The 23,647-nt window shown below is 53.8% G+C and carries 22 protein-coding genes and 1 pseudogene; 15 read left to right on the plus strand and 8 right to left on the minus strand.

All coding sequences use genetic code 11. The annotated features are described in order from the left end of the window. Positions 1-417: 417 nt before the first annotated feature. Both WLY71_RS08910 and WLY71_RS08915 read right to left on the minus strand, forming a co-directional pair. Positions 418-846: a hypothetical protein gene (locus WLY71_RS08910; RefSeq protein ID WP_347803272.1), complete on the minus strand. Its 429-nt coding sequence runs from the start codon at positions 844-846 to the stop codon at positions 418-420. After that, positions 843-2,699, minus strand: a complete 1,857-nt coding sequence (locus WLY71_RS08915) for a DEAD/DEAH box helicase (RefSeq protein ID WP_347803273.1) — start codon at positions 2,697-2,699, stop codon at positions 843-845. Before WLY71_RS08915 ends, WLY71_RS08910 begins: the two co-directional genes overlap by 4 nt. 271 nt (positions 2,700-2,970) lie before the next feature. Here WLY71_RS08915 and WLY71_RS08920 point away from each other — a divergent pair, with 271 nt between their 5' ends. Together WLY71_RS08920 and WLY71_RS08925 are read left to right on the plus strand one after the other, a co-directional pair. Next, the gene (locus WLY71_RS08920) at positions 2,971-3,513 is read left to right on the plus strand and encodes a hypothetical protein (protein WP_347803274.1); all 543 of its coding nucleotides are present in this window, start codon (positions 2,971-2,973) and stop codon (positions 3,511-3,513) included. Positions 3,514-3,997: 484 nt separating this feature from the next. Then, positions 3,998-4,636, plus strand: a complete 639-nt coding sequence (locus WLY71_RS08925) for an antitoxin Xre/MbcA/ParS toxin-binding domain-containing protein (protein WP_347803275.1) — start codon at positions 3,998-4,000, stop codon at positions 4,634-4,636. A gap of 435 nt (positions 4,637-5,071) precedes the next feature. Here the strand turns inward: WLY71_RS08925 and WLY71_RS08930 are convergent, their stop codons facing one another. Then, the gene (locus WLY71_RS08930) at positions 5,072-6,004 is read right to left on the minus strand and encodes a LysR family transcriptional regulator ArgP (RefSeq protein ID WP_347803276.1); all 933 of its coding nucleotides are present in this window, start codon (positions 6,002-6,004) and stop codon (positions 5,072-5,074) included. Positions 6,005-6,335: 331 nt separating this feature from the next. Here WLY71_RS08930 and WLY71_RS08935 point away from each other — a divergent pair, with 331 nt between their 5' ends. The 12 genes from WLY71_RS08935 to WLY71_RS08990 all read left to right on the plus strand — a co-directional run bounded on the left by WLY71_RS08935 (position 6,336) and on the right by WLY71_RS08990 (position 19,382). After that, entirely contained in the window at positions 6,336-7,256 is a 921-nt protein-coding gene (locus WLY71_RS08935; protein ID WP_347803277.1) for a fatty acid desaturase family protein, read from the plus strand. Positions 7,257-7,361: 105 nt separating this feature from the next. Beyond that, the gene (locus tag WLY71_RS08940) at positions 7,362-8,285 is read left to right on the plus strand and encodes an iron-containing redox enzyme family protein (protein WP_347803278.1); all 924 of its coding nucleotides are present in this window, start codon (positions 7,362-7,364) and stop codon (positions 8,283-8,285) included. A 15-nt stretch (positions 8,286-8,300) separates the two neighbouring features. Beyond that, a complete protein-coding gene (locus WLY71_RS08945) occupies positions 8,301-9,023 on the plus strand; it encodes a 2OG-Fe dioxygenase family protein (RefSeq protein WP_347803279.1) in 723 nt (240 codons plus the stop codon). A 41-nt stretch (positions 9,024-9,064) separates the two neighbouring features. Then, on the plus strand, positions 9,065-9,520 hold the full coding sequence (locus tag WLY71_RS08950; protein WP_347803280.1) for a GNAT family N-acetyltransferase: 456 nt from the start codon (positions 9,065-9,067) through the stop codon (positions 9,518-9,520). 17 nt (positions 9,521-9,537) lie between these two features. Further along, positions 9,538-10,392, plus strand: coding sequence for a ThiF family adenylyltransferase (locus WLY71_RS08955; protein WP_347803281.1), 855 nt, complete (start codon positions 9,538-9,540; stop codon positions 10,390-10,392). 74 nt (positions 10,393-10,466) lie between these two features. Further along, complete coding sequence (gene argC / locus WLY71_RS08960; RefSeq protein ID WP_347803315.1) at positions 10,467-11,405, plus strand: N-acetyl-gamma-glutamyl-phosphate reductase; 939 nt, start codon at positions 10,467-10,469, stop codon at positions 11,403-11,405. 297 nt (positions 11,406-11,702) lie between these two features. Continuing rightward, positions 11,703-12,146 (plus strand): DUF3291 domain-containing protein, encoded by a 444-nt coding sequence (locus WLY71_RS08965; protein WP_347803282.1) that lies wholly within the window; start codon positions 11,703-11,705, stop codon positions 12,144-12,146. 136 nt (positions 12,147-12,282) lie between these two features. Next, positions 12,283-13,185: a LysR family transcriptional regulator gene (locus WLY71_RS08970; RefSeq protein ID WP_347803283.1), complete on the plus strand. Its 903-nt coding sequence runs from the start codon at positions 12,283-12,285 to the stop codon at positions 13,183-13,185. Positions 13,186-13,315: 130 nt separating this feature from the next. Next, positions 13,316-13,942 carry a glutathione S-transferase family protein gene (locus tag WLY71_RS08975; RefSeq protein ID WP_347803284.1) on the plus strand — a complete coding sequence of 209 codons (627 nt, stop codon included), beginning with the start codon at positions 13,316-13,318 and terminating at the stop codon, positions 13,940-13,942. 63 nt (positions 13,943-14,005) lie between these two features. Further along, a complete protein-coding gene (locus WLY71_RS08980) occupies positions 14,006-16,036 on the plus strand; it encodes a pyridoxamine 5'-phosphate oxidase family protein (RefSeq protein ID WP_347803285.1) in 2,031 nt (676 codons plus the stop codon). A gap of 51 nt (positions 16,037-16,087) precedes the next feature. Continuing rightward, positions 16,088-17,281 (plus strand): DUF3142 domain-containing protein, encoded by a 1,194-nt coding sequence (locus WLY71_RS08985; RefSeq protein ID WP_347803286.1) that lies wholly within the window; start codon positions 16,088-16,090, stop codon positions 17,279-17,281. Further along, positions 17,268-19,382, plus strand: a complete 2,115-nt coding sequence (locus WLY71_RS08990; RefSeq protein WP_347803287.1) for a hypothetical protein — start codon at positions 17,268-17,270, stop codon at positions 19,380-19,382. Before WLY71_RS08985 ends, WLY71_RS08990 begins: the two co-directional genes overlap by 14 nt. 3 nt (positions 19,383-19,385) lie before the next feature. On the opposite strand, the gene WLY71_RS08995 is transcribed toward WLY71_RS08990, so the two are convergent. After that, entirely contained in the window at positions 19,386-20,015 is a 630-nt protein-coding gene (locus WLY71_RS08995) for a LysE family translocator (protein ID WP_347803288.1), read from the minus strand. Between the two features lie 145 nt (positions 20,016-20,160). Between WLY71_RS08995 and WLY71_RS09000 the strand changes: the two genes are divergently transcribed. Further along, entirely contained in the window at positions 20,161-20,634 is a 474-nt protein-coding gene (locus tag WLY71_RS09000; protein ID WP_347803289.1) for an Lrp/AsnC family transcriptional regulator, read from the plus strand. 566 nt (positions 20,635-21,200) lie between these two features. On the opposite strand, the gene WLY71_RS09005 is transcribed toward WLY71_RS09000, so the two are convergent. From WLY71_RS09005 to WLY71_RS09020, 4 genes and pseudogenes are all read right to left on the minus strand, one after another. Then, entirely contained in the window at positions 21,201-21,542 is a 342-nt protein-coding gene (locus tag WLY71_RS09005; RefSeq protein WP_347803290.1) for a DUF4225 domain-containing protein, read from the minus strand. Further along, complete coding sequence (locus WLY71_RS09010; protein ID WP_347803291.1) at positions 21,517-21,885, minus strand: hypothetical protein; 369 nt, start codon at positions 21,883-21,885, stop codon at positions 21,517-21,519. The genes WLY71_RS09005 and WLY71_RS09010 overlap by 26 nt, the downstream gene beginning before the upstream one ends. 98 nt (positions 21,886-21,983) lie before the next feature. Further along, positions 21,984-22,376 (minus strand): type VI secretion system tube protein TssD, encoded by a 393-nt coding sequence (gene tssD, locus WLY71_RS09015; protein WP_347803292.1) that lies wholly within the window; start codon positions 22,374-22,376, stop codon positions 21,984-21,986. A 175-nt stretch (positions 22,377-22,551) separates the two neighbouring features. After that, positions 22,552-23,592 (minus strand): annotated as a pseudogene (locus tag WLY71_RS09020) (FAD-dependent oxidoreductase); the annotation flags it as partial. Positions 23,593-23,647 lie beyond the last annotated feature (55 nt).

Genomic DNA, 23,647 nt, shown 5'->3' on the forward strand with positions numbered 1-23,647 from the left:
CAAGCCACAAAAAATGAAGTAGCTACGCCGCGAATGGCCTCCGCGCCAGCATGATTTGATTCCTCCCCACCTCAGACGCCGCCTGTTTGGATAGGTGGGGTTTATGGATCAGTTACGATGACTTGGCCGGACGCATACGTTCAGTTAGTGCTGAGCGGGCTTGGAACGCTGCTCGGAGTGAATGGTACTTCCATCGAATGGAGGTTTTAAATACGGGCACGCATGATGCCCAGCTTGATCATGATTTTGACCGGCAATAGTAAGATTTAAGGTAGAGGCAGCAACAGCCGTAGATTCGTGGCTTGCTATTTTTCAACAACGATAACCAAGAAGTAGCTTAACTCAACGACTTGTTTCGCCGCATGCAAGCATGCGGCGAAACAACATGATTAGACCAAGACCGCAAAGCTCAATCGTTTACGCAACGAGCTTTAGACGTGGGAACATGTCTACAAAGTCTTTCGGTATAGAAGATAGAATCGCAGCAACTTTATGCCTTGGTAGCTTTTCAGTTAACAAGGTTTCAAGCCTCTCGACGCGCTCTTGGATTGAACTCGCGCGATCCCACTGGGTACTGAATTTCTTCGCCGCCACCTTTTGCTCAACAAGAGTAAGGTGGCGATTTTGATCGTAGGTGTATCGCATCGTCACTTTCGTTGGATGCTCGTCTTCATCGATCTCTTGGAACGCGATTTCAAAAACCATTCCTCCCAGCGTTTTGCGGAAAGACGATTCGACGTACGCATCCTCGAACATGTTATCGACCAGATCGCTTGGCTGAACACCACGGGTCACGTGGAGGGTCGTGAGTTCGTTAACAAGCGTTTTAATACATTCGAGACTCATTTCAGCATCCTCCTCAATTCATCCATGACCACCTCCACGTGCTTGATAGATTCGGATAGTGAGCCATTATCGCGCTCAGCCACCTTGCCGAATTTCTTAGCCAGTTTGGTGTTGATAAAGCTCACCAGTATACCGTCATTGGGCATATTCGGCTTTGCCATCGGCAGGTGGGGAGCGAAAATCCGATAAAGAGTCGAGCTTTTCTCGTCGATCTCCAGGTCGCTGAGCAGCGTTGCAATCTCATCCTGGGCTTTCTTTGTAAGGATTTCACGTAGCTGCTTACGTGCGATCTCAGGTCTTTTTTCTATAAGATTTGGATCGATTACCTGTGCAGCTTTTTTCATCTCAGCGTTGATGAAGACATTCTTGAGCTGTGCCAATACATCGGCGTCATATCCCTCAATCCCAGGCCACTCTTTAACCTTCTGGGTTGCAATAGAGTCGATCTCAGCCCTTTTTTCAGAGAAGATTTTGTTGAAGTCGAGGTCTCCGAGATAGGAGTCCTGGTCGCTCACAAAAGCCTCAGAGGAAGCGACGCCCGCTAGCGATTGTTCCTTTCTAACGTATTCCTCGTCAGTAATAGTGTATTCCTTGGTGCGCTGGTGTTTGGCGCGATCCACCTCTTTTTGGAATGAGCTCCACATCGCATCCAGCCCGGTTTCTTCGTGATAAATCACAACAGCGTTGTTATCAATCTCGAATGCTGTGATCTCCTCGGCTGGGATCGCACGCAACACGCGTCCAACAATTTGAGCAAATGCATTGAGGCTTCGGTAAGGCCGGAACAGCGCAAGCACGGTAAGATATCTATGGTCGTACCCTTCCATCAGCATGTTTACAGAGATGACAACGTCACACTGATGGTTATCAATAGCTCTGAAGGCTGCGTCGATGTCCGGCTGGTCCATATAGCTATGAACAATAGCCGCTCTCAGGTTTTTAGACTCATACCAAACGCGCAGGTCTTCAGCGTGAACAATGCTGCAGCCCACTGCGAGAATCTTATGAGGAACATTAGGGGACGCACTTTTCAGCTCATTTAGATTGCGAACGCTTTGCTCAATTACATCCAACGAGCACTCTTTAGACAACGCAACGCTTCGTTGAACCCACTCTATATCCTTGAGTTCAAGCACCTGTTCCTTGGAGAGTTTGACTCCAGGTTCTTCAGCAAGAGTGAAGTAGAGCTCGTGCGCATTAACTGTTTCTTTCCGGAGCCACTTAACGTATCGATCTCTCATTACCTCAGACAGTGGCGTCCTGTGGATCAGTTTACCTGGTACTTCTTGATTATCGCCCCGAAATGGAGTTCCGGTGACAAAAAGCTTTTTGGCCTTTGCAAAGTGAGCCAATGTTTTTTGCCAAGTATCGGCAGGCGCATGGTGCCCCTCATCAATGATGATGAGATCGAAAAATTCCGGATCCACACGCTTCGTTAGGCACGAATTACGCTCGCTGTGAATCTGCTGGATGTTTGAGTACACGATGTGGCTCTGCTCCAAGCTGCTCTGGAGCGTTTGCGAGTTGTATTCGCAGGTAACAGGTAGATCATCTGCACTGAAAATCACATCGAAATTGATCCAGAAATTATCTTCCAGCAGCTCTTGGGTTTTTCTGATGCTCTGTTTGGTAACAAGGCCAGGCGTGATGATTAGCACTCGTCCCTTCGCCAGCCCAAACGGCACGATAGAGATCAATCCACTCTTGCCGGTGCCAGTTGGTAGAACTATGAGAGCATCCTGCTCGGGGTCACTCGCAAAGTGCTCCTGAGCCTTCATATAGGCTTCTATTTGGGGCGTACGCAGTTTGCTGTTGCCTAGGATATTGACGGCCGTGTCGGTGAAATAATTCATGAGAAGATCTCGGGTGCTGTCTGAACGCGCACCTTTTGACGGGTGTTCGAATGAGCACCGTCGGTAGGTGCGAATAGTGGTAATGGGGAACAGGAAAGCAACAAGGAAACTGAGAAGAGCATTGAAATATCCATATTTCTACTGAAGCATTGGTCGGCCGCATCATCAAGCAAGCATGAAAAGCTTTTTAGCATAATAGCCGAATGACATTGCGGCGAAAGCCAAAAAATAACGGCGCCACGCCGCCACAGATCAAAGGATATTGCCGAAAATGGACGCCGACTATCTTTACCGCCTCGACTACAAAACAGCGCTCATAGCAATTCCAGATGCCTGCCATCGTGCCCGCCGTTGGCACGGAGGGCCGAAGTCCTTTCCGCACAAGCTTCTTAAAGCGAAGCTGACCAAGTTAAGCCCTGCGCAGGCGATCTACCGTATTTGTTTTTTCTCGACCTTGGCTAAAGCACAGCAAACACGACAGGAGTACAGGGATAATGGTGCGGACACAACGCTCGGACGCTGCAGAAAATCGGAAGTTTTAACTGCTGGCTTCGCTGAAAGTTGGGACGATGGGTTTGCACCAGGGGACGCGTACCTGTTCTGGATTGAGGAGGACCTGAGCGACGAGAATCACGAATTCTCCCAAGCCGCGATCCCATTTGATCGCTTCGATGCTTTTATCGATGGCGATTGGGTGCCAATGACGGCGCACATAGCGCTTCCATCACCTGTGGCACTGCAACATTTGGAGCCTACACGTGACGGCGGACTAGGTCTGCTAGCCCGCCTTAAGGCTGCTTTCCAATCGAGCTAATCATTTACTCAGCGTCGGCATCTGCCACCATTTCCCTCCATTTGGTCCTCAGTTAATGCGGAGGTGCGGATAGTCGGAGCAGGCTGAATCGCCCCTGTTTAGTAGCCATTTCTCAATGACTGCTTCTCGCCCCAAGGGATCTCGTGACTGGCCGTCGGTAGAGCACTAATAACCAATAGCCGAAACGCTATTTTGAGGCCCCTTGGTGGGCTTCCTTCTTTCCTTCCCTTCGGGAACATCAGTCTGTCCAGACTGGTGGCTGCTGTAGACCTATTTTCGTCTGATGCGGTGCCCGAAGGTGATAACTGTGGGCGTTCAGTCGAGCTTTTGGTTGGCATCTTTGCAGATGCGCCGGATGAAAAGCCGCTCGTCGCAATAACCCGCAGGAATTGCCTCTATGCACTGATATCCAGTGACTGGATCAGCTCTGCGCGCGAGCATATTGATGCATCTTCTCTAATGACGAAATGAGAGCCGGACGATCATGAGTGAGAACGAGCGCTGGATAGTAAAATGCCAGGGTACTGAGGATGGTAGCGGAGATGTCATCGTTGATTTACCCCCGCAACTGCTTGCCCAAATGGGGCTAGGTGTTGGGGATGATCTGACGATTACGGTAACGAACGGCGCAATTGTGTTGAAGCCTGCGCATGCCACAACATCAGTGCGGCCCGATGCTGCTGGAGTCCTGCGTGATGATGCTTATCATGCCTACCGCCTTCGGGTGGAGGCGTCTCTCCAGATCCCCTCAATCGCCTCAGATCAGGTAATTCACAACATGATCGAAGCTGGCTTCTCGGCCAGCCTGGTCAAGTCGCTTTGCGACGTTGGCACCATAAGCTCGGCAGAACGCGACAGAATCATTCCACTCAAAGCGCTCAAAACGAAATTGCTCAGCAATCAGCTATTAACGGTGAATGAGAGCGATCGACTTTTTCGCGTTGTACACATTAGCGCCATGGCCGAAGTGATCTTCGGCGACGCAGCAAAGGCCAAGCACTGGCTGTCCACTCCCAAATCTAGATTCTCGGGCAAAAGTCCGAATGAGATGCTCTCGACGACTCCTGGCACTCATCAGGTTGAGGAAATGCTGATTCAGGTAGCTGAGGGCATGTCATTTTGATCCGATGCAGTATTCGACAGATGTAAGTGTCAAAATATATTGTTGAAAATCAGCATTGGTTTGGTGGGATTGCCTGGTTGGTGTCAAAATATTCACTCAGCTGGCGCACTCTGTTGAGTCGTTTGACCCAGTGTTTACTGAGCTGTTGGTGTCAAAATATTTTGTTTGGCACCACCTGTGTATTTCATGAATAAAGGCTGTCAGGAAGGTGCAGAGTGATGCTGTTCCTGACAGCTTATTTGCCATAATCCCGCATTCCTATCGTTGTAACACCCAGGGCGCGTCGGCGGCTTTGGTTCTTTCCCTCCTTTAATAGCCTTCTGTTTTCTCACAACTGCCTGGGCTGTTGCGTTTGACGTTTCGATCACCGTGCCACCGCGCTGCTGACTTTCACTCTTCATCTTTAGATGATGGTGTGAAGGCGTCATCAGTTACTTATTGAACTACCGCGGAGTGACGAGCAATACGTGCCGGTGATTCCAGAGGGACTAACCATCGTTTGGATGATTGCGCCAGGTGGTCGGTCAATTGTCCTAATAACTGCCCGCTGTTGCGCCAATGGTGCCAATAAAGCGGCACATCGGTTGGTTTGTCAGGTAGAAGTTCGACCAGCAGGCCGCGTTGCAGATGATCAAGAACCTGTAGTTCAGGGACCAGCCCCCACCCGAGACCGGCTTCTGTCAGGCGTATAAAACCTTCGGAGGAAGGGCAGAAATGATGCTGAAAACCACCGTGAATGCCTAAGGACGCCAGGTAACGGTGCTGTAAGAAGTCATCGGGCCCGAACACCAGTGCTGGTGTACGAGCGATGAGCTGCGCACTTATGCCATTGGAAAAGTGTCGGGCAATGAACGCAGGACTCGCAACCGCCCGATATCGCATTGCGCCGAGTAGCAGGCTGCGTGCGCCTGCCATCGGACGTTCATTTGCACAAACACACGCAGCAACTTCACCAGCGCGCATACGGTTGAGACTGACCGCTTGATCCTCTACCACAAGGTCCAGCAGCAAGTTTTGCTCGGCACAAAAGTCCCCCACCGATCGTGCCCACCATGTGGCCAGACTGTCCGCGTTCAGGGCAACGCGTAGACGTTCCGGCGACCCGTCTTCGTCTAGCGCCGGAACATGGCTTTGCAGGTCTCGTTCGAGCAAGCGTACCTGCTGGACATGATAAAGCAGACGTCTGCCAATCTCCGTAGGCACGGGTGGAGTGACTCGTACCAATACGGGGCGACCAACCCTGGCCTCCAATAGCTTTATGCGCTGAGATACAGCCGGCTGCGACAAACCGAGCACCTGCGCAGCCCGTTCGAAACCGGCCTGTTCAATGACCGCAGAAAGAGCAGAAAGCAATTTGTAATCGAACATCCGTTTTCCTTATGGGGGATCAACAATATCTTTTTTACTTCGGAATCGAACCTATTGAAAATCGGCGCTGAGGGCATAACGATGTAAATCTTCACAGTGGGTCTGTGTGTTATCTAGTACCTATTTAAAACTATTAAACAGGATTGATTGATCACAGAGCCAAGCAGAGTAGATAACTACGCGCTCAAAGACCGAGGAGGACATAGTTAACACGAGTTACTGTAGAAGGTACACAAAATGACTTAATAAAAGCAAAGTACGAAACAGTGTGCCAAGCCCTGCTAAAAGATAAACCTCAGTTAAAGTATTGTTCAGTTCGACGGAGTGAGTTGTGCAGAGAACTACATTTAATAATGCCAGTCGGTTGGCATTGGCAGATATACAAAGCAGATCAAGTGATGTGACGTTTGCGTTGAAATTTGCAATATACACAGTGCTGATTGTAATGGGAGGATATTTGGCACTGAGTGAACACACTTGGGAGGTGGTTACGGGGATTGTTCTCCTGGGGGCAATGTATGCACATGGTGTCGAACTTCAGCATCAGGTACTACACGCGCAAGGATTGAGGAATAAGAAGTTAAACGAGTTCTTCGGTATATTACTCGGGCTGCCGATGCTGGTGTCATATGCCGATTACAAAGCCAGTCACATGCATCATCACCGATACCTGGGAACACCAGAAAATCGGGAATTTTTTGATTACGGCGACCAATACGGTGCGTTGTCCCTTCGTTCGGTAAGCGCGCTGCTGACCAGATTGTTGATGATTGCGCACTACCCAAGGTTCTTTAAGAATGTAGTGATCGCGCTGGGATCTCATTATGAGAATGTAAATATTAGCGTTTCCAGACGCATTAAACGAGACCATCTCGTTATGGTTTTAATGATTACATTCCTGTCCGCAATCTCCGTAAAATTTGGTATTGAGATCATCCTTTATCTCTGGATTCTTCCGTTGATGCTGGTAGCGGCTCCGGTACACGCCTTGATTGAAATGCCAGAGCATTTTCGTTGCGCGACCGATTCTACGGATCCTTTCGAAAATACAAGAACGATCAAAAGTAATGCGTTCATGAACTGGTTTACGAACGGCAATAATTATCACGTCGAACACCACCTCATGCCTGGTTTGCCGATTGATCGTCTACACGATCTGCATGAAAAAATTCACGAAAAGTGTAAGTATCTGGAAGTGTCATATAAAACCTTTTATTTGGGGTTGATACGATCCATGGTCAAAAAACAGTAAGTCGAAACTGTTTTTCTGCAAAACTAGAAATCGAGTTTTCTCAGAGGTGGATATAGATAGCCTCTCCCGGATGGCGCTCGTCCCGGGCAATGAAAAGGAATAGATATGGATCTGCAAAATAGTATGACGCGGAAGCAGACTAATGCGCCATCGGCAGTGGATTTGTTGCTGACACAAACGGAGCTTAATTCATTTTATCTACGAGAGCTGGCAGAGCCGAGTGCTTATAAAACGGCACCGTATCATGAGGAGTATGCGCGTACTCAAGTGCTGGAAGATGAATGGAACGCCTATGAAGAAGGCCGCGTTAATACAAGCTCATTGCCAAAAAACGCATCCGAGTTTCTAAAGTGGTACAACCGTTTGCATGCAGCCCATCGTCGAGAAGTCGCCCCTTTTTTTAACCGATTGGCTGACGAATCAACGCTGGAAGAGCTGAGTTTCTACATTGCGATGGAGGAGCAGGTCGACGGACGCTTCGACGACGTTATCGCTCTGGCCCAACTGGGCATGACAGGCGATATGAAGTTGGCGCTTGCGGAAAACTACTGGGACGAGATGGGCTTGGGCACACTGTCCGAAATGCACACCGTGTTGTTTCGTAAGTCTGCGGAGCAATTGCGTGAACTCATGGGGCCGCAGGTTAGCGTTCCGCAAGCGCCGGCTGAAGCGTTGAAAAACGGCAATCTTTTACTGATGTACGCGTTGCGTCGACAGTATCACCCGCGTTTGCTGGGGGCCTTGGCGATCCTTGAGCATACTGCGCCTTACCGGTTTTCCAGGACGGTAAAAGCGATGCGTCGGTTGGGCATGCCTGAAGACGTAATTTATTACCATGATATGCATATAACAATTGATGCAAATCACGGTAAACAACTTCTCTATCGTGTGCTGATGCCGCTGGCTGAGTCGTGCCCAGAAGCGATTGAAGAAATGTGTGTGGGTTGTCTCATCCGATACAACGTCGCGGTCGATTATTACAAAAGTATCGAGCTGGCTATCAAATCTAATCAGATTCTGTTGAAGTGATAATAGAGAAACAATATGAAAGCACATATTACCAGTGTCGAGCCGCAGCCCCTCTGGGCGTTGAAGAATAGTCGATTTGTGGCGGGCAGTGCTGCCGATCTTTTCGGTTTGGATTTTTCCAATATGGCAGGTTGGTCAGACTTCCAGAACTACTGGAATGAGCTTGAACTTGATCGATACATGAACGACGGCGGTAGGTATCGTTATCGCCGGTTTGGGAAGTTCAAGTGGTATGCAGACGGTAATCGCCTGGAACAGCAGCCCCATGTTCCTTACTCTCAACCTGAATACTTCAACCCATTAAACGGTGGTATCGACAGGCACTTCGCCCCCGTGACGGCGGAGATGGCCGACAACGAAGTACTGAGGAGAATCCTGCTGGAACTGGCTAATGCTTACAGCGAGATAGAGGACGTTCAAAGCTGGAAGATCAATACCTATTTCAATCGGATTCTTGCGACGCCCAATATGCAGGGGTTGCCAGTGCCTGAGGGTAAACATCGTGACGGTGTAAAATTCAGTTGCCTGTTCATGGTAGATCGGAGTGGCGTGGCCGGGGGAGAAACCACGCTGGTCGATATCATGCATCAGCAACCGATTTATGTGGGAACCCTGGAGAAACCCTGTCAGACGGTCGTATTCAGGGACGATACGGTATTTCACGATACGACGGCTATTGAAATAATCCCGGGTGCAGATATGGGGTATCGAGATCTATTGGTTATTGAGTTTCATTGATCAGGCCCTTTGCATACGTCGGCCGCCTGGGTGAGTTAGTTATGACAAAGTATGAATGTATGGACACAACGGGCCACCCAACGTTAACGATCAGGGAATTACGGCCTGATGAGTTGCACAGGACGCTTGCGTTGCTGGCGGCTTTTTATCCAAGCCTCACTAAAGAAGTGCTGTTAAGTCGATTGGAAGCGATCGCGGTGTTGAATTGGCGATGTGTCGGGGTATTTGAAGGGCCTGATCTGGTGGGCTTGTCGGGTTATTGGCTGAACACAAGAATCTACTGTGGCAAATATCTATATATCGATCATTTCATTGTCGAGGGTGGCCGTCGATGCAGGGGAGTTGGCGCACAACTGCTGGACTATCTGAAGACCCTGGCCCGCGATCAGGGATGTGAGCACGTCTGTCTTGATACGTTCGTTAGCAATTCACTGGCGCAGTCTTTTTGGTCGCGACACGGTTTTGGAATCGTTGGCTTTCATTACGTCGCCAAATGAGAATATAGGGATTTATTATGCAAAACGAATATTCACGCGAAGTTATCTACAGTCGAATGATCGGGTTGGTCAGTGAAGATGAACTGGACCTGCTGGAAAACAAGACCATCGCCGTACCCGGGTGTGGCGGTGTGGGCTATACCCATGCCGAGACATTGGTACGCATGGGGGTTGGTGGTATCAAAATTGCTGACTTCGATATCTTCGGGCCGGAAAACTTCAATCGACAGTTTGGCGCAACTACCCATACGGTCGGTTCGAAGAAAGCCGATGTCTTGCGCGAGCGGTTGCTGTCGATCAATCCCGCCTTGCGCATAGAGCAGTACGAAGGTGTCAGCGCAGAAACGGTTGATGATTTTCTACAGGGCGTCGACATGCTCTGCGATGCCATGGACTACTTCGTTATCGAGCCGCGCATTCTCATGTACCAAAAGGCCCGTGAGTTGGGTATTCCTGCGGTGGTGTCCTGCCCGATCGGGTTTGGCGGTACGTTGCACCATTTCCATCCGCAATCCATGTCCTTCGAAGATTATTTTTCGCTGACGCCGGATATGAGTGAGACTGAAAAGCTGGTCAATTTCGGCATCGGACTTGACCCTTTGCGCTTGCATCGAGCTTATCTGGAAGATCCAAAACTGGACTTTGAAGGACGCAAAGTCGCCTCCCTGAGCTCTGCATGTTTGTTGGCCACGACACTGACTGCGACTTTTACACTTGCTAAGTTATTGAATCGGGATATGTTTTTTAAACCGGTGCCCTATGTTTATCAAATCGACTTTATGGCTGGAAAATTTGAGGAGACTTTCGTTAATGAGGGTGTGAGGGGACTTAAGAATAGTACCACTCGGAAAGTTAGTCAGCAGCACGCCTGAAAAACGTCAGGCTGCACAGTGGGTAAAGGTATGATAAAATTCCAATACACTCATTATCGTGATATTTCGTGAATATGAAGCCAATTATTTTTATCGACGGGGAAGCCGGTACTACTGGTCTTCAAATACATTCGCGTCTGAGTAGTCGCAATGATATTGATCTTTTGCAGTTACCCTATGCCGAACGCAAGGACCCGGTAAAAAGGGCTGAAGCACTTAATGCCTGTGATATTGCCATCCTGTGCCTGCCTGACGATGCGGCGATTGAAGCTGTTTCGTTCATTGAAAATCCTCGGGTGCGTGTACTTGATCCAAGCTCTGCTCACCGTACGACGCCAGGCTGGGTTTATGGTTTGCCCGAGTTGACCGCAGGCCAGGCTGAGGCCATCTCGGTGGCCAAGCGTGTGTCCAATCCAGGTTGCTACCCGACAGGGGCCATTGCCTTACTGCGTCCATTGACGGAAGCCGGGGTTGTGCCCAAGGACTACCCTGTCAACGTGCACGCCATATCCGGGTATTCCGGCTCCGGCAAATCACTCATTGATGCCTATGAGAACCTGGATCACCCACAACATACAGACGCTCCCTATCGCGGCTATGGCCTGAACCTCAATCACAAGCACGTTCCGGAAATGATGGCCGAAGCGTTATTGGAGTACCGGCCTATTTTCACGCCTGGTTATGGTAAGTACCGCCAGGGGATCGTGTTGTATGTGCCGCTTCATTTGCGCTTGTTGCCTGCTGGGGCCTCGGTTCAGGGTATCCACGCGTGCCTGAGCAAACACTATGCGAATGCTGAATTCATCAAGGTTGTTCCACTGGACCAGGTCCAGACGGTGACCCAGCTTGATCCTGAATACCTCAACGACACCAACCGACTCGACATCTATGTCTTTTCGGATGAAAAAACCGGCCAGGTTCTGCTCGCCGCGGTCTACGACAACTTAGGAAAAGGGGCGTCGGGCGCTGCTGTCCAGAACCTCAATCTCATGCTGGCCGGCCAGGCAAGCTGAAAGCTATGTAACCTCTGTAGCCATGAGTATTCACGGCTACAGGGTTTTTTATCCGGTTTAAAAACTTAGAGGGCGACGCACTCGCGTCACCTTCGCACTCTCGAAGTTTCACAACCTCCTGCAGCACTCATCAGGGTGTGGCGTTTGTATATTTCAATTTTGAAATAGAACAACTATCCGTACTTAAAAGTTTCGGGCAAGTACAAACTTGCCTGGAACTAATAAAACACATCGTTTGTAACTGTGATAGCCCAGTCAGCTGGGCAGCATATACTTTATTTTAAAGGACTATTAGTAATGGCTATTCTTGCGCAGTTTGACTTGGTCAAACCTAAGTATCCAAAGGTGGACCCTCGTATGGAAGGCTTTTATTCTTCCACGGCGTATGTAAATGGACTTGCAGAGGCTCACGCCGGTTTTATTTGGCGGGAAGTAAACGAAGATCAAAAGTTGCTCGATGAGCTGTGGGGTGAAGGGTATCTCTATACCCTTTCATTGTGGAAAAGCCCTGCCGCGCTGAAAGACTTCTTATATAAAACGCCGCACAATGAATTTCGTTTGAGAGGGGCCGAGTGGTTTCTGCCTATCACCAAACCACGTGTTGTGATGTGGTGGGTTGATGATGACCATATTCCGACTTTGCACGAGGCTCATGATCGATTGCAGCTACTTCATGAGATTGGTCCTTCCCGCGAGGCGTTTGATCTCAAGTCGAGCGAGCTTTCGATTGCCTTGTGTTGAGAGCCCTCTGAGCCGTTACGCGAAGCCATTGTGAACGGCAACATGCGCCTAAAATCGCGTCGCCGATCCAGCGAGGGTACGCTACTGGGTACAAGCGATCCGCGGGGGGTCGCTGTCTCATTTCATTGGGGAGCCCATGGACCGATTCCAGGAAATGCAAGTCTTCGCTGCCGTCGCCCAAGACCAAGGCTTCTCGGCGGCGGCGCGGCGTCTGGGCCTGTCGGCCGCCAGCGTCACTCGCGCCGTGGCGGCGCTGGAGAAACGCATCGGCACGTTGCTGCTGACGCGCACCACCCGCAGTGTGCATTTGAGCGAGGCAGGTCAGCGTTACCTGGAAGACTGTCGGAGGATTCTCGCCGAGGTGCAGGAAGCCGAGGACTCGGCGGCGGGCAGCCATACCCAACCGCGTGGGCAATTAACGATTACTGCGCCGGTGTTGTTCGGTGAGCTGTTTGTCACGCCCGTGATGGTGAATTATCTGACGCAATTTCCTGAGGTCAGCATCAATGGGTTGCTGGTCGATCGAGTGGTCAGCATGGTCGAGGAGGGAATCGACGTCGCCGTGCGGATCGGTGAGTTGCCCGACAGTAATCAGCACGCCATTCGGGTGGGTGAGGTTCGGCGGGTGGTATGCGGCTCGCCGGACTTTCTGACGGACCGTGGTCGACCTCGACATCCTCAGGATCTGGCTCAGGCGCCGGTTATTGCAACGTCCTCTATCGGTCAGTCGAGAACCTGGCCGTTCCTCGAAGGGGGAGAGCCGCTGAGTGTTCGACCAGCACCGCGCCTGGTGGTGACGGCCAATCAGGCGGCCATTACGGCGGCATGCCTGGGTTTGGGATTGACCCGGGTTCTGTCTTATCAGGTAGCGAGCAAAGTCGCTTCCGGTGAGCTGGAAATCGTTCTGGCGGACTTCGAACTGCCGCCCTTGCCTATCCATGTGGTCTATCAGGGCGGGCGCAAGGCCCCTGCACGGATTCGCAGTTTTGTGGATTTTGCGGTGAGTGCGCTGCGTGAGCATCCATCCTTGCAGGCGTGAGGGTTATTTCGCTGGGTGAAATAATGGATTGCGTTGGCTGGTTATTCTGTTGTTTTGGTTGCGGGTGGAAGATAGCGCCCCATCGGTGCTGAACACTGTTCAACAGCGCCACCACCCAGCGGAGTCGACCATGCAAGCGATCAAACTCTACAACTTCCCGCGTTCCGGCCATGCTCACCGTGTGGAGCTGATGCTGTCCCTGCTGCAACTGCCGACCGAGCTGATCTTTGTCGATTTGCCGAAGGGCGCGCACAAGCAACCGGATTTCCTCGCGCTCAACGCTTTTGGTCAGGTTCCGGTCATCGATGATCAAGGCGTGGTGCTGGCCGACTCCAACGCGATTCTGGTTTATCTGGCGCAAAAATATGGCGACGGCCGCTGGCTGCCAACCGATCCGGTCGGGGCGGCCAAGGTTCAGCGCTGGTTGTCGATTGCCGCTGGGCCGATTGCCTTTGGACCCGCCAGAGCGAGGCTGATTACGGTGTTTGGTGCGGCTTACAACGCTGAAGAAGTGATCGCTTATTCCCACACTTTGCTCAAAGTGATCGATCAGGAACTGGCAGCAACGCGGTATCTGGCTGGCGCCGAGCCAACCATTGCCGACGTTTCGGCCTACAGCTACATCGCCCATGCGCCAGAAGGCAACGTGTCCCTAGAGGACTACGCCAACATCCGCGCCTGGTTGGCGCGGATCGAAGCCTTGCCAGGGTTTGTCGGCATGCCTCGCACCGTTGCCGGTCTGCAAAAAACTGCCTGATGCCTACGGCCCGTCACTGTCGGGTCATTCACACTGCGCCGATGGCGCAGGGGAGAAGTCGTTGTGGACCGTTCACCCTGGCACGCCGGCGAAAAACAGTTACAGGCTCATGTGGGCATTGCCGAGCGAATGGAGGCGCTCGGTCGTAAGGTGATTCGCAACGAGATGCCGGATCAGCACCGCAAGTTCTATGAGCAATTGCCGTTCATGCTGTACGGCGCGGTGGATGCCGACGGAAATCCTTGGGCCAGTATTCTCGAAGGGCCACCGGGTTTCGCTCACTCGCCCGAGCCGGGCGCACTGCAATTTCGCAGCCTGCCGGGCGCCGACGATCCAGCTCAATTGACGGAGGGTGCGGCCATCGGCCTGCTGGGGATCGAACTGCACACCCGTCGCCGCAACCGCCTCAACGGCCGAGTCAGCGCGATGACGGCGGGCGGCTTCGATGTGACGGTGGAGCAGTCCTTCGGCAATTGCCCGCAATACATCCAATTGCGGCAATTTCGCTCGGTGCCGTTGGCGGATCCGTCGACTCGCATCGCGCAACACCTCAACGGGCTGGATGATGCGGCCAAAACCCTGATCGCGGGAGCCGATACGTTCTTTGTCGCCAGTTACGTGGACGTCGATGGCCAGCGTTCGGTGGACGTTTCTCACCGCGGCGGCCAGGCCGGTTTCGTACAGGTAGAAGGCAATCGCCTGACCATTCCGGATTTCGCCGGCAACCTGTTTTTCAACACCTTGGGCAACCTGCTGCTCAATCCCCGGGCCGGTTTGCTGTTTATCGATTTCAGTTCGGGAGACCTGCTGCACCTCAGCGGTCGTACCGAAATCATTCTTGAAGGCCCACAGATCGAGGCGTTTCAAGGGGCTGAGCGCTTGTGGACATTTGAGGTCGAAAGCGTGGTGCGTCGGCCCGCCGCGCTTGCTCTGCGGTGGCGCTTCGACGGCGTGTCACCCACCAGTTTGCTGACCGGCACCTGGGCACAGGCCAATGCCCGTCTGCAAGCCCAGGCCATGGGCGATCGTTGGCGGCCGCTGCGGGTGGCGCGCATCGAAGAGGAAAGCCACAACATCCGCTCAATCTATCTGGAGTCTGCCGATGGCGCGGGGTTGCCAGTGTTTCAGGCCGGGCAGCATTTGCCGCTGCGCTTCAACATTGCCGGCGAGGTGCACATCCGCACTTACAGCCTGTCGAGTGCGCCGTCCGATGATTTTTTCCGCATCAGCGTGAAGCGTGAAGGCTTGGTGTCTTCGCACTTGCATGAACAGGTGCGCGTCGGTGATCTGTTGGAGGCCCGTGCGCCTCAAGGGCATTTCACCGTGGCACCTAATGAACGTCGGCCGCTGGTGCTTCTGGCTGCCGGTGTCGGCATCACGCCGCTGCTGTCGATGCTGCGCGAGGTGGTTTACCAAGGCCTGCGCACCCGCCGCATCCGGCCGACCTGGTTTTTCCAGAGTTCTCGCACGTTGGCCGATCAAGTGTTTCGTCCTGAGCTGGATCGCTTGCTCGACGGCGCGGGTGATGCAGTCAGGGTGCTGCGTCTGGTGAGTCAGCCGGAAGCCGGGGCCTTGGAGGGTGAGGATTTCGACCTGACGGGGCGGATCGACACCACGCTGCTCAAGACCCTCCTTGAAGTGGAGGACTACGATCAGCTGGATTTTGTCCTCTGTGGTCCGGGCAGTTTTACCCAAGGGTTGTACAACGGCCTGCGGGAACTGGACATCCGTGATGCAAGGATTCACGCCGAAACCTTCGGCCCCTCGACCTTGCGCCGGGTGCCGGACCCCGACGCGGTGGTCATTGAGCAACCGCCCGCTGCTACGACCTCGGTGCCGGTGATGTTTCAGCGCTCGGCTAAAGAGGCCCGCTGGCAACCCGACGGTGGCAGTTTGCTGGAGTTGGCGGAAAGCCGTGGATTGCGCCCGGAATTCAGTTGTCGCGGCGGTTCTTGCGGGACCTGCAAGACTCGCCTGATCAGCGGTCTGGTGAATTATCCACAGCCGCCGGCCGAAGTGCCGGATGACGGACAAGTGCTGATTTGTTGTGCGATTCCGGCGCAGGGGTCGCAGCCTTTGGTCCTCGACCTGTAGCATCTGCCGAACGCAGCTTCTGGCCGCTGCGACAAAGGATCAGATTCGGTTATGTATTTTTTCGCTCGTCTGTCGGCGTTGATTGTCGCGGTGGCATTGCTCAACGGTTGCGAACGACAGGACGCGCCAGCGCTCGATCAGCAACTCTACGTCTGGCAACGGCAATGGACACCGGCCCACGAAGCGGCGCTGAGGGACAGCCGCGCTGACTTTTCCACCCTGCGGGTGCTGGCCTTGCAGGCATTCCCTGAGGCGGGTTGGAGCCGGGCGCGGATTGACCCGGCGCTGCTCAAACGTGATGGTCGGCCGCTGATCGCGGTGATTCGTCTCGACGGCCAACTCAAGTCGCTGGATCGGGACGAAGTCACCGCGCAGATCCTGCAGGTGCTCGGCGATTGGCAAGGGCAGGGACTGAATCTCTCCGGTGTGGAAATCGACCACGATGCCGGTAATGCTCGGCTACCGACCTACCGCAAATTTCTTACGCACCTGCGCGGAGTTCTGCCGGCCTCTGTTCCGCTGAGTATCACCGCATTGCCGGCCTGGCTCGACAGCCCCGAATTGCCGGCGCTGTTATCCACAGTCGACAGCAGCGTGTTGCAGGTGCACGCGGTGAGCGATCCGCGTCTTGGCTTGTTCGACCCGAATCAGGCCCGTCAATGGACCAAGGACTGGAGCCGCGTCACTTCCAAACCTTTCTATCTGGCGCTGCCGGCCTATGGTGTGGCGTTGTTGCCGGGCACCGGTGCGCCGGTAGTGGAAAGCGAAGTGCCCATCGAACGGGGCGGAAAACGCCGGGAATTGCTCGCCGATCCGCAGCAACTGAGCCGGCTCGGGAGCGAATTACGCAACGATCCACCGGCGCATCTGGCGGGCCTGATCTGGTTTCGTCTGCCGCTGGCCCTCGACCGCCGTGCCTGGAGTCTGACGACCTTGGGCGCCGTGGCGCGTGGCGATGCACTCGACAGTCGACTGGCGCTGAAACTATCGGTGCAGAACGACCTCTATGACATCAGCCTCAGCAATCAGGGCAACCTCGACAGCGGCTGGCCCGAACGCCTGACACTCGCGGTGCAGGGCTGTGATGGTGCCGATGCGCTGGCCGGTTATGCGTTGCAACAGCGTCCGGATCTGCTTACCTTCACCCGCCTGCGCGACGGTCGAATACCGGCCGGCGGGCAGCGCGCCATGGGTTGGGCTCGTTGCGCACATATTGATCAAGGAGGTTCGCATGTTTACCCGTAACTGGCCCCGCCATCTGCTTTGCCTGAGCCTTAGCCTGCCGCTGGGTTCGGCGCTGGCCTGTGGGCCGGATTTCCCGATGCGTCTGCTGGACAACCGCGGCCAGTCGTTGGCGGAGCTGCCGGAAGGTAACTTCAGATTTGAAATCAGTCGCCTCGGGCATGTGGTCGCCGGGCTGAAGAACCTCACCGAAACCGCCTATAACCTGGATGCGCCCGACTACGCAGAACAGCGGGATAAGGCTGAGCAATCCGGTTTGACGGCTGAGCAGCAAATGCTGGTGAAACAGTTACGCAGCCTGACCGATGCACATGAGGTCGAGATTCAGGGCGCGAGCCTTCCGGCTGAGCTCAAGCTCTATCTGGCCGGCGCGGTGGCATTCAATGCCGGTGATCATGGACTGGCAGCCGAGTACTTCCAGAAGGTGCTGGCATTGCCGGCGGATCAACGGGCGTTACGCAGCACCTGGGCGGCTTACTCGTTAGGCCGGGCGCTGTATGCCATGAGTTCCGAAGCGGACAGTGACCCTGACCTGTTGGCTCAGTCTCGAAAGGCCTTCGAGCAGAGCCGTCAGCTGAGCATTGACGGCTTTAGCGATCCACTGGAACTGGGTGTCGCCAGCCTCGGCGAAGAGGCCCGCGTCGCCCGCACCGCCGGCGACTGGAACAGCGCCATCGAACTCTACGCCACGCAAAACCTTCAGGGTTCGGCGGTGGGTTACACCTCGCTGAAACTGTTGGTGGCCGACCTCGCGGCGATGCCTGACGATCAACTGGCCGTATTGCTCAACGGCAAACCGGTACAGCAACTGGTGACGGCGTCGTTGATCAGCCGACTGGGCTGGTCATTCGGCGATCAACCGCCGAACGAATTGAAACTGATCAAACGGCTGCAAAACAGCACCCGCGGTAGCCTGGATAACGCTGATCGCCTGGCCGCGGTGAATTATCAACAGGGTGATTACACCAGCGCCAAGGCGTTCCTCGAACACGCCGGTGATGGCGGACTGGCGTGGTGGCTGCGGGCCAAACTGGCGGTGCGCGATGGCGATAAATACGCGGCTGCCGCAGCGTATGCCAAGGCTGCCCAGGCCTTCCCGCAGAATGAGTCGTGGGGGGAGCGGCGGACGCCGGATTGGGACTTCGAAACGCTTCAGCCCAAGTGTCGGGTCGAGGGTGAAAGCGCAATCCTGGCGTTGCAACGCGGGGATTATCTGCAAGCGTTCGATCAGCTTTATCGCAGTAAAGATGTCTACTGGTTCGACGCCGCCACGGTCGCCGAGCGGGTGTTGACCGTCGATGAGCTCAAGCAATACGTCGACACTCAAGTGCCGGCACCAGCGCCACTCACCCAACAGGATCGCGATAACTACGTGCAATTATCGGTGGCGGCGAAACTGCGCAATCTGCTCGGGCGGCGCTTGCTGCGCGAAGAGCGGTACGACGAAGCGCCAGCCTATTTCGATAATGCCGATTTGCAGGCCAAGGCCAAGTGGTACGGGCAGTTGCGCCACGACGCTGAATCAAAATGGTGGCCGACCAAACGGGCATTCGCTTACTACTACGCCGCGACACTGGCCCGTTTCGACGGAATGGAGTTGTTGGGCTACGAGCTGTCCCCGGATTACGCCACCTTCGGCGGCAATTACAGTCTCGAAAGTACAGAACTCAAGGTCGGACCGCTAATCGCCGAAGGTGAAGTGCAGCGCCAGCAAGCCACGGTGGCGCAGCCTGACGAGCGTTTCCACTACCGTTTTGTCGCCACGGCGCTGGCGAGCAAAGCCGCTGATCATCTGCCCCGCAGCAGTCAGGCGTTTGCTTCGGTGCTGTGCAAAGCTTCATCGTGGGGCACCAGCCTGCAAGAGCAAAGCGCGTTCTACCGTCGGTATGTCGAGGAAGGTCCGTATGTGGTGTGGGCCGGCGATTTTGGTCATCAGTGCCAGGATCCAGACTTTCAGAGCGCCAACAAACGCTATGTGACCCAGGTCACCGATGCCGCGCGTTCGCAGCTGCGGCCCTACAAAACACCGTTGCAGATTGGCGGTGTGATAGTGGCCACGGCAGCGGCGCTGTTGCTGATCAATCGCCGCCGTAAAACGCGGTAAGGCTCAAGCTTGTTGCACAAAGGTCAGCCGCACGGCGAAGCCGATCAACAGGCTGCCAAACAGCCATTGCTGCAGGCGCTGGGCCGAAGGACTGCGTTGCAGCCAACGGCCTAGCGCTGCGCCGGTCAGTGCGTAAGCGCTGTCGAACAGCAAACCGACACCGACCAGCACAATTCCGAGGGTCGCAAATTGCGCGAGCACTGGCCCGGCGTGGGGATCGATGAACTGCGGCAGCAGCACCGAGCAGAACAGCAATGCTTTGGGGTTGAGCAGGTTGGTCAGCAAACCGCGCTGGATCGCTGAGCGCCAGCGAGGTTTCTCGGCGGTGGTGTCTGCTCCGTTCAAGTTCGGCAGCATGGTGGTTCGCAGGCATTGAATGCCGATCCACAGTAGATACGCGGCCCCGGCCAGGCGTACCACGTCGAACGTCCAGGGCGCAGCCTTGAACAGTGCCGCCAACCCCAGCGCTGCCAACGCCACATGGCATCCTCGGGCCACACCCAGACCCACCGCAGTGGCCAGCGCCGCGCCTTTGCCCTGACGGGCACCGGTTTGCAACAACAGGATCATGTCCGGGCCCGGCAACAGATAGACCACCGCCAGCGCCATGAAAAACACCCAGAGTCCTGCCACGTTGCACCCCATTCGTTGTCGATTCGGTACGGCCAGTCTAGGGCTGAAGGGCAGGGCAGGTGGTTGCGTAGTTCGCTTCTAAAATGCTTCTGGTTGGCATAACCTGCCACTCAATTGCAGGTAAACCATCAGGATCTGCCAAACCATGAAACTCGACGCCTACGACCGCAAGATTCTCGCTGCGCTGCAACGGGACGGTCGCCTGAGCAATGTGCAACTGGCCGACGAGATCGGTCTGTCCGCCTCTCCTTGTTTGCGCCGGGTACGGATGCTCGAAGAAGCCGGAGTCATACGCGGTTACCAGGCCAATCTGGATCGCGACGAAGTAGGGCTTGGGCTGACGGTGTTTGTCGGGGTCAAGGTCGAGCGGCACAACGATGAACAGGCCGAAGCCTTTCGCCTGGCCGTGACCGCGTTGCCCGAGGTGATTTCGGCGTTTCTGGTGTCAGGGGAATCGGATTTTTTGCTGCAAGTGGTGGTGCCGGACCTGCGCGCCTATGATCGTTTTCTCACGGGGCGTTTGCTGAAATTGCCGGGCGTGAGCGACATCCGTAGCAACTTTGCGATTCATACGGTAAAGACGCCGGGGGCGTTGCCGTTGGAGCATTTACCACAGTAGATCGCGAACACGGGTTGATCCAATACTTCGCAGCAGCCAAAACTTAAACGGGAATTGATTAATCCTGGTGGATAAACTAGCCTTGTGTTTTATATGTGTGAAACACTTTAATCATGAATTTTGAAAATATTCGTTACTATTTTGCTGTGCTTCTTCTAACTCTTGGGACTAATGGTCTTTACGCGGGAGCTATTGTATGGGTAATAAAATACTTCATTCCCTTGGAAGGCATGGTTTTGGGCGCTGCCTATATAGTTACATATACGTTACTCTGTTTTTTCGCGTTTCGTTTTTTAGTCAAAAGGCTACGTGGAGTAGTGTGATTTTAAATGAATTTTGAAAATATTCGTTACTATTTTGCACTGCTTCTTTTGGTCCTTGGGAGCAATGGTCTTTATGCGGCACTTATTGTGCGGGTAATAAAATACTTCATACCCATGGAGGGCATGATTTTGCGCATTGCTTATATAGTTACTTATATTATTCTCTGTGTTTTCTGGTTTCGTTTTTTAGTCAAAAAATTACGTGGCGTAATTTGATTTGAATGGCGGTATAGCGCCTTGTGTCTATTCGGATTTTTCTTTAGAAAGCATTGAATTTAATGTGATGTAGTCAACAAGAGCCTCGAAAAATAGAGCTGCCTTCCCTGTTTGTATGTACGCCCTTTCGTAATTTATTGGGTCATGCCTAAATAGCTGCACCGAGTCAGGCTTACGTATTAGTCTAATAATACCAATGCCAGATAATAGTAAGTCCATAGAACCGTAGAGCATATCTCCCTGGTACTCGCCTCCTAAAGCGTCTTGATAAATCCACCGCACAGGTCCTAGCACGCTAGGTGTTTCAGGGCCGTTATAAATATTGCCAAAGCCTTCATAGATATTATTGGCGCCATGCGCGATAAACATTCCCCCCAATGGCGCGGCCCATCCACCTGAGCCTACAGTAACCGCTACAAACCTCAACTTGCATGGCGCCAGCAACAACACCTATGCCATTTTGAGCATAAAAGATCGCCTTGGAAGATAGCTCTGCATATTCGTTCGTTATCGATTGGACTCCCTCCCATGCAGTGATGAGCCCTTCATCAACGGCCTTGATAATTTCGTTGGCATAAGAAGAAACCATCGAATTGAATTGAAGCTGCGTAATACCGTCATGAAAATGTGTAGCGCCTACTGTGCAGCCTAATGCAACCAGGTCCGCAGCGGCCTTGGTGACGTCATGTATATCGCATGACGTCTCATTCATCTTCGTTCCCCCACGTGCTATAGGCACTTGTACCCGCTTGGATGTGCGTCCAACTAATATCTCGGTAACGAATGGACACCAGCTCTTGCGGCTCCGTGTCAGACATGTGGATAGCGTGAGGGATTTGAAGGTTTACATTCGCAATACGACCGCCCGTTATTTTCACTGAAATATTTATCCTGACCGCCGGCAGGAGCAGTGCGATAAAAATCAATCTTGCACTCAACTTCTTCACCCTCAGCCAGAGCACTGGCTAGCAGTGGTGAAGATTTATCAATGTTTTTGGTAATGGAAATAGGCATATGTTTGCCTCGCCCGCCTGACGTACTGCCATCACTGCCGGTGAACATACTATGGGCGTAAGCCAACACCATGATTTCGTCTTCATGCCCAAACTGGCATTTGTTGCCGATAGAGTCTTGGCTGGAACAGCCGGATGAAATCAGACCCTGCTTTTTACCGGTAATAGTCATGTAGCTATGACTCGCCATGCGCCCACTCCTTGTGGTCAGAATGGGGGGAGTTTAAGGCAAGGGAGGTAGCTACTTATGTAGGTCGTTTCTGAAAATGCCTGTATTTCTTGAAAGGGTAAATCGTGTCGGTCACCACTCTATTGTTTCGTTTGGCACAACCAAGGCTGTGCCATTTCCGTATGCGTTTCGAGCCTTACATTTGCGTCGCCATCCCCTCCACATTCATCGCCGCCTGGCGCAAGGCCTCGGAGCGGGTCGGGTGTGGATGACAAGTCAGGGCAATGTCTTCGGCAGAGGCGCTGAACTCCATGGCAACGCAACATTCGCCGATCATTTCACTGACGCTTGGGCCCACAAGGTGCACGCCGAGAATCTCGTCGGTGCGCTCATCGGCCAGCACTTTGGCGAAGCCTTCGGTTTCGTGATTGATCTTTGCCCGGCTGTTGGCGGTGAAGGGAAACTTGCCAACCTTGTAGGCACGACCTTCGGCCTTAAGCTGCTCTTCGGTCTTGCCGACGCTGGCCAGTTCGGGGTTGGTGTAGATCACGTTGGGGATCAGATCGTAGTTGACCTCGGCCGCCTTGCCGACAATCTGCTCGATGCAGACCATGGCCTCGTCTTCGGCCTTGTGAGCGAGCATCGGACCGGACGTCACGTCGCCGATCACCCAGATGCCAGCAGCTTCGGTGCGATGGCCCTTGTTGGCGAGCATGCCGCGTTTATCCGTGGCGAGGCCGACGTTTTCCAGCCCCAGGCCTTGGGTGTAAGGCCGGCGTCCGATGGATACCAGCACGTAATCCGCTTCAAGCAGTTCGGCGGTGCCACCAGCCGCGGGCTCGACGCTGAGCTGAACGCCGGTCGCCGAGGTTGTGGCGCTGGTGACTTTGGAACTCAACTTGAAGTTGACGCCCTGTTTACTCAACGAACGTTGCAGGGTTTTGCCCGCTTCACCATCCACACCGGGGCAGATCCGGCCGAGAAACTCGACCACGGTCACCTGAGCGCCCAAACGCCGCCACACCGAACCCAGCTCCAGACCGATCACCCCGGCGCCGATCACCACTAGATGCTTGGGCACTTCGGCCAGCGACAGCGCACCCGTGGAGTCGAGGATGCGTTTGTTGTCGATGTCCACACCGGGCAGGGGAGTGGGCTCAGAGCCGGTGGCGATGATGATGTCCTTGGTGTTCAGTTCGGTCTTGCCGCCCTGGCTATCGGTCACCGTCACTTTGCCTCATGGTTGTACTCCTGGAGTGAACGGGGATCAGGATGGGTAAAAGTAGGCCTTC

The organism is Pseudomonas rossensis, assembly GCF_039888995.1.
Taxonomy (GTDB): domain Bacteria; phylum Pseudomonadota; class Gammaproteobacteria; order Pseudomonadales; family Pseudomonadaceae; genus Aquipseudomonas; species Aquipseudomonas rossensis.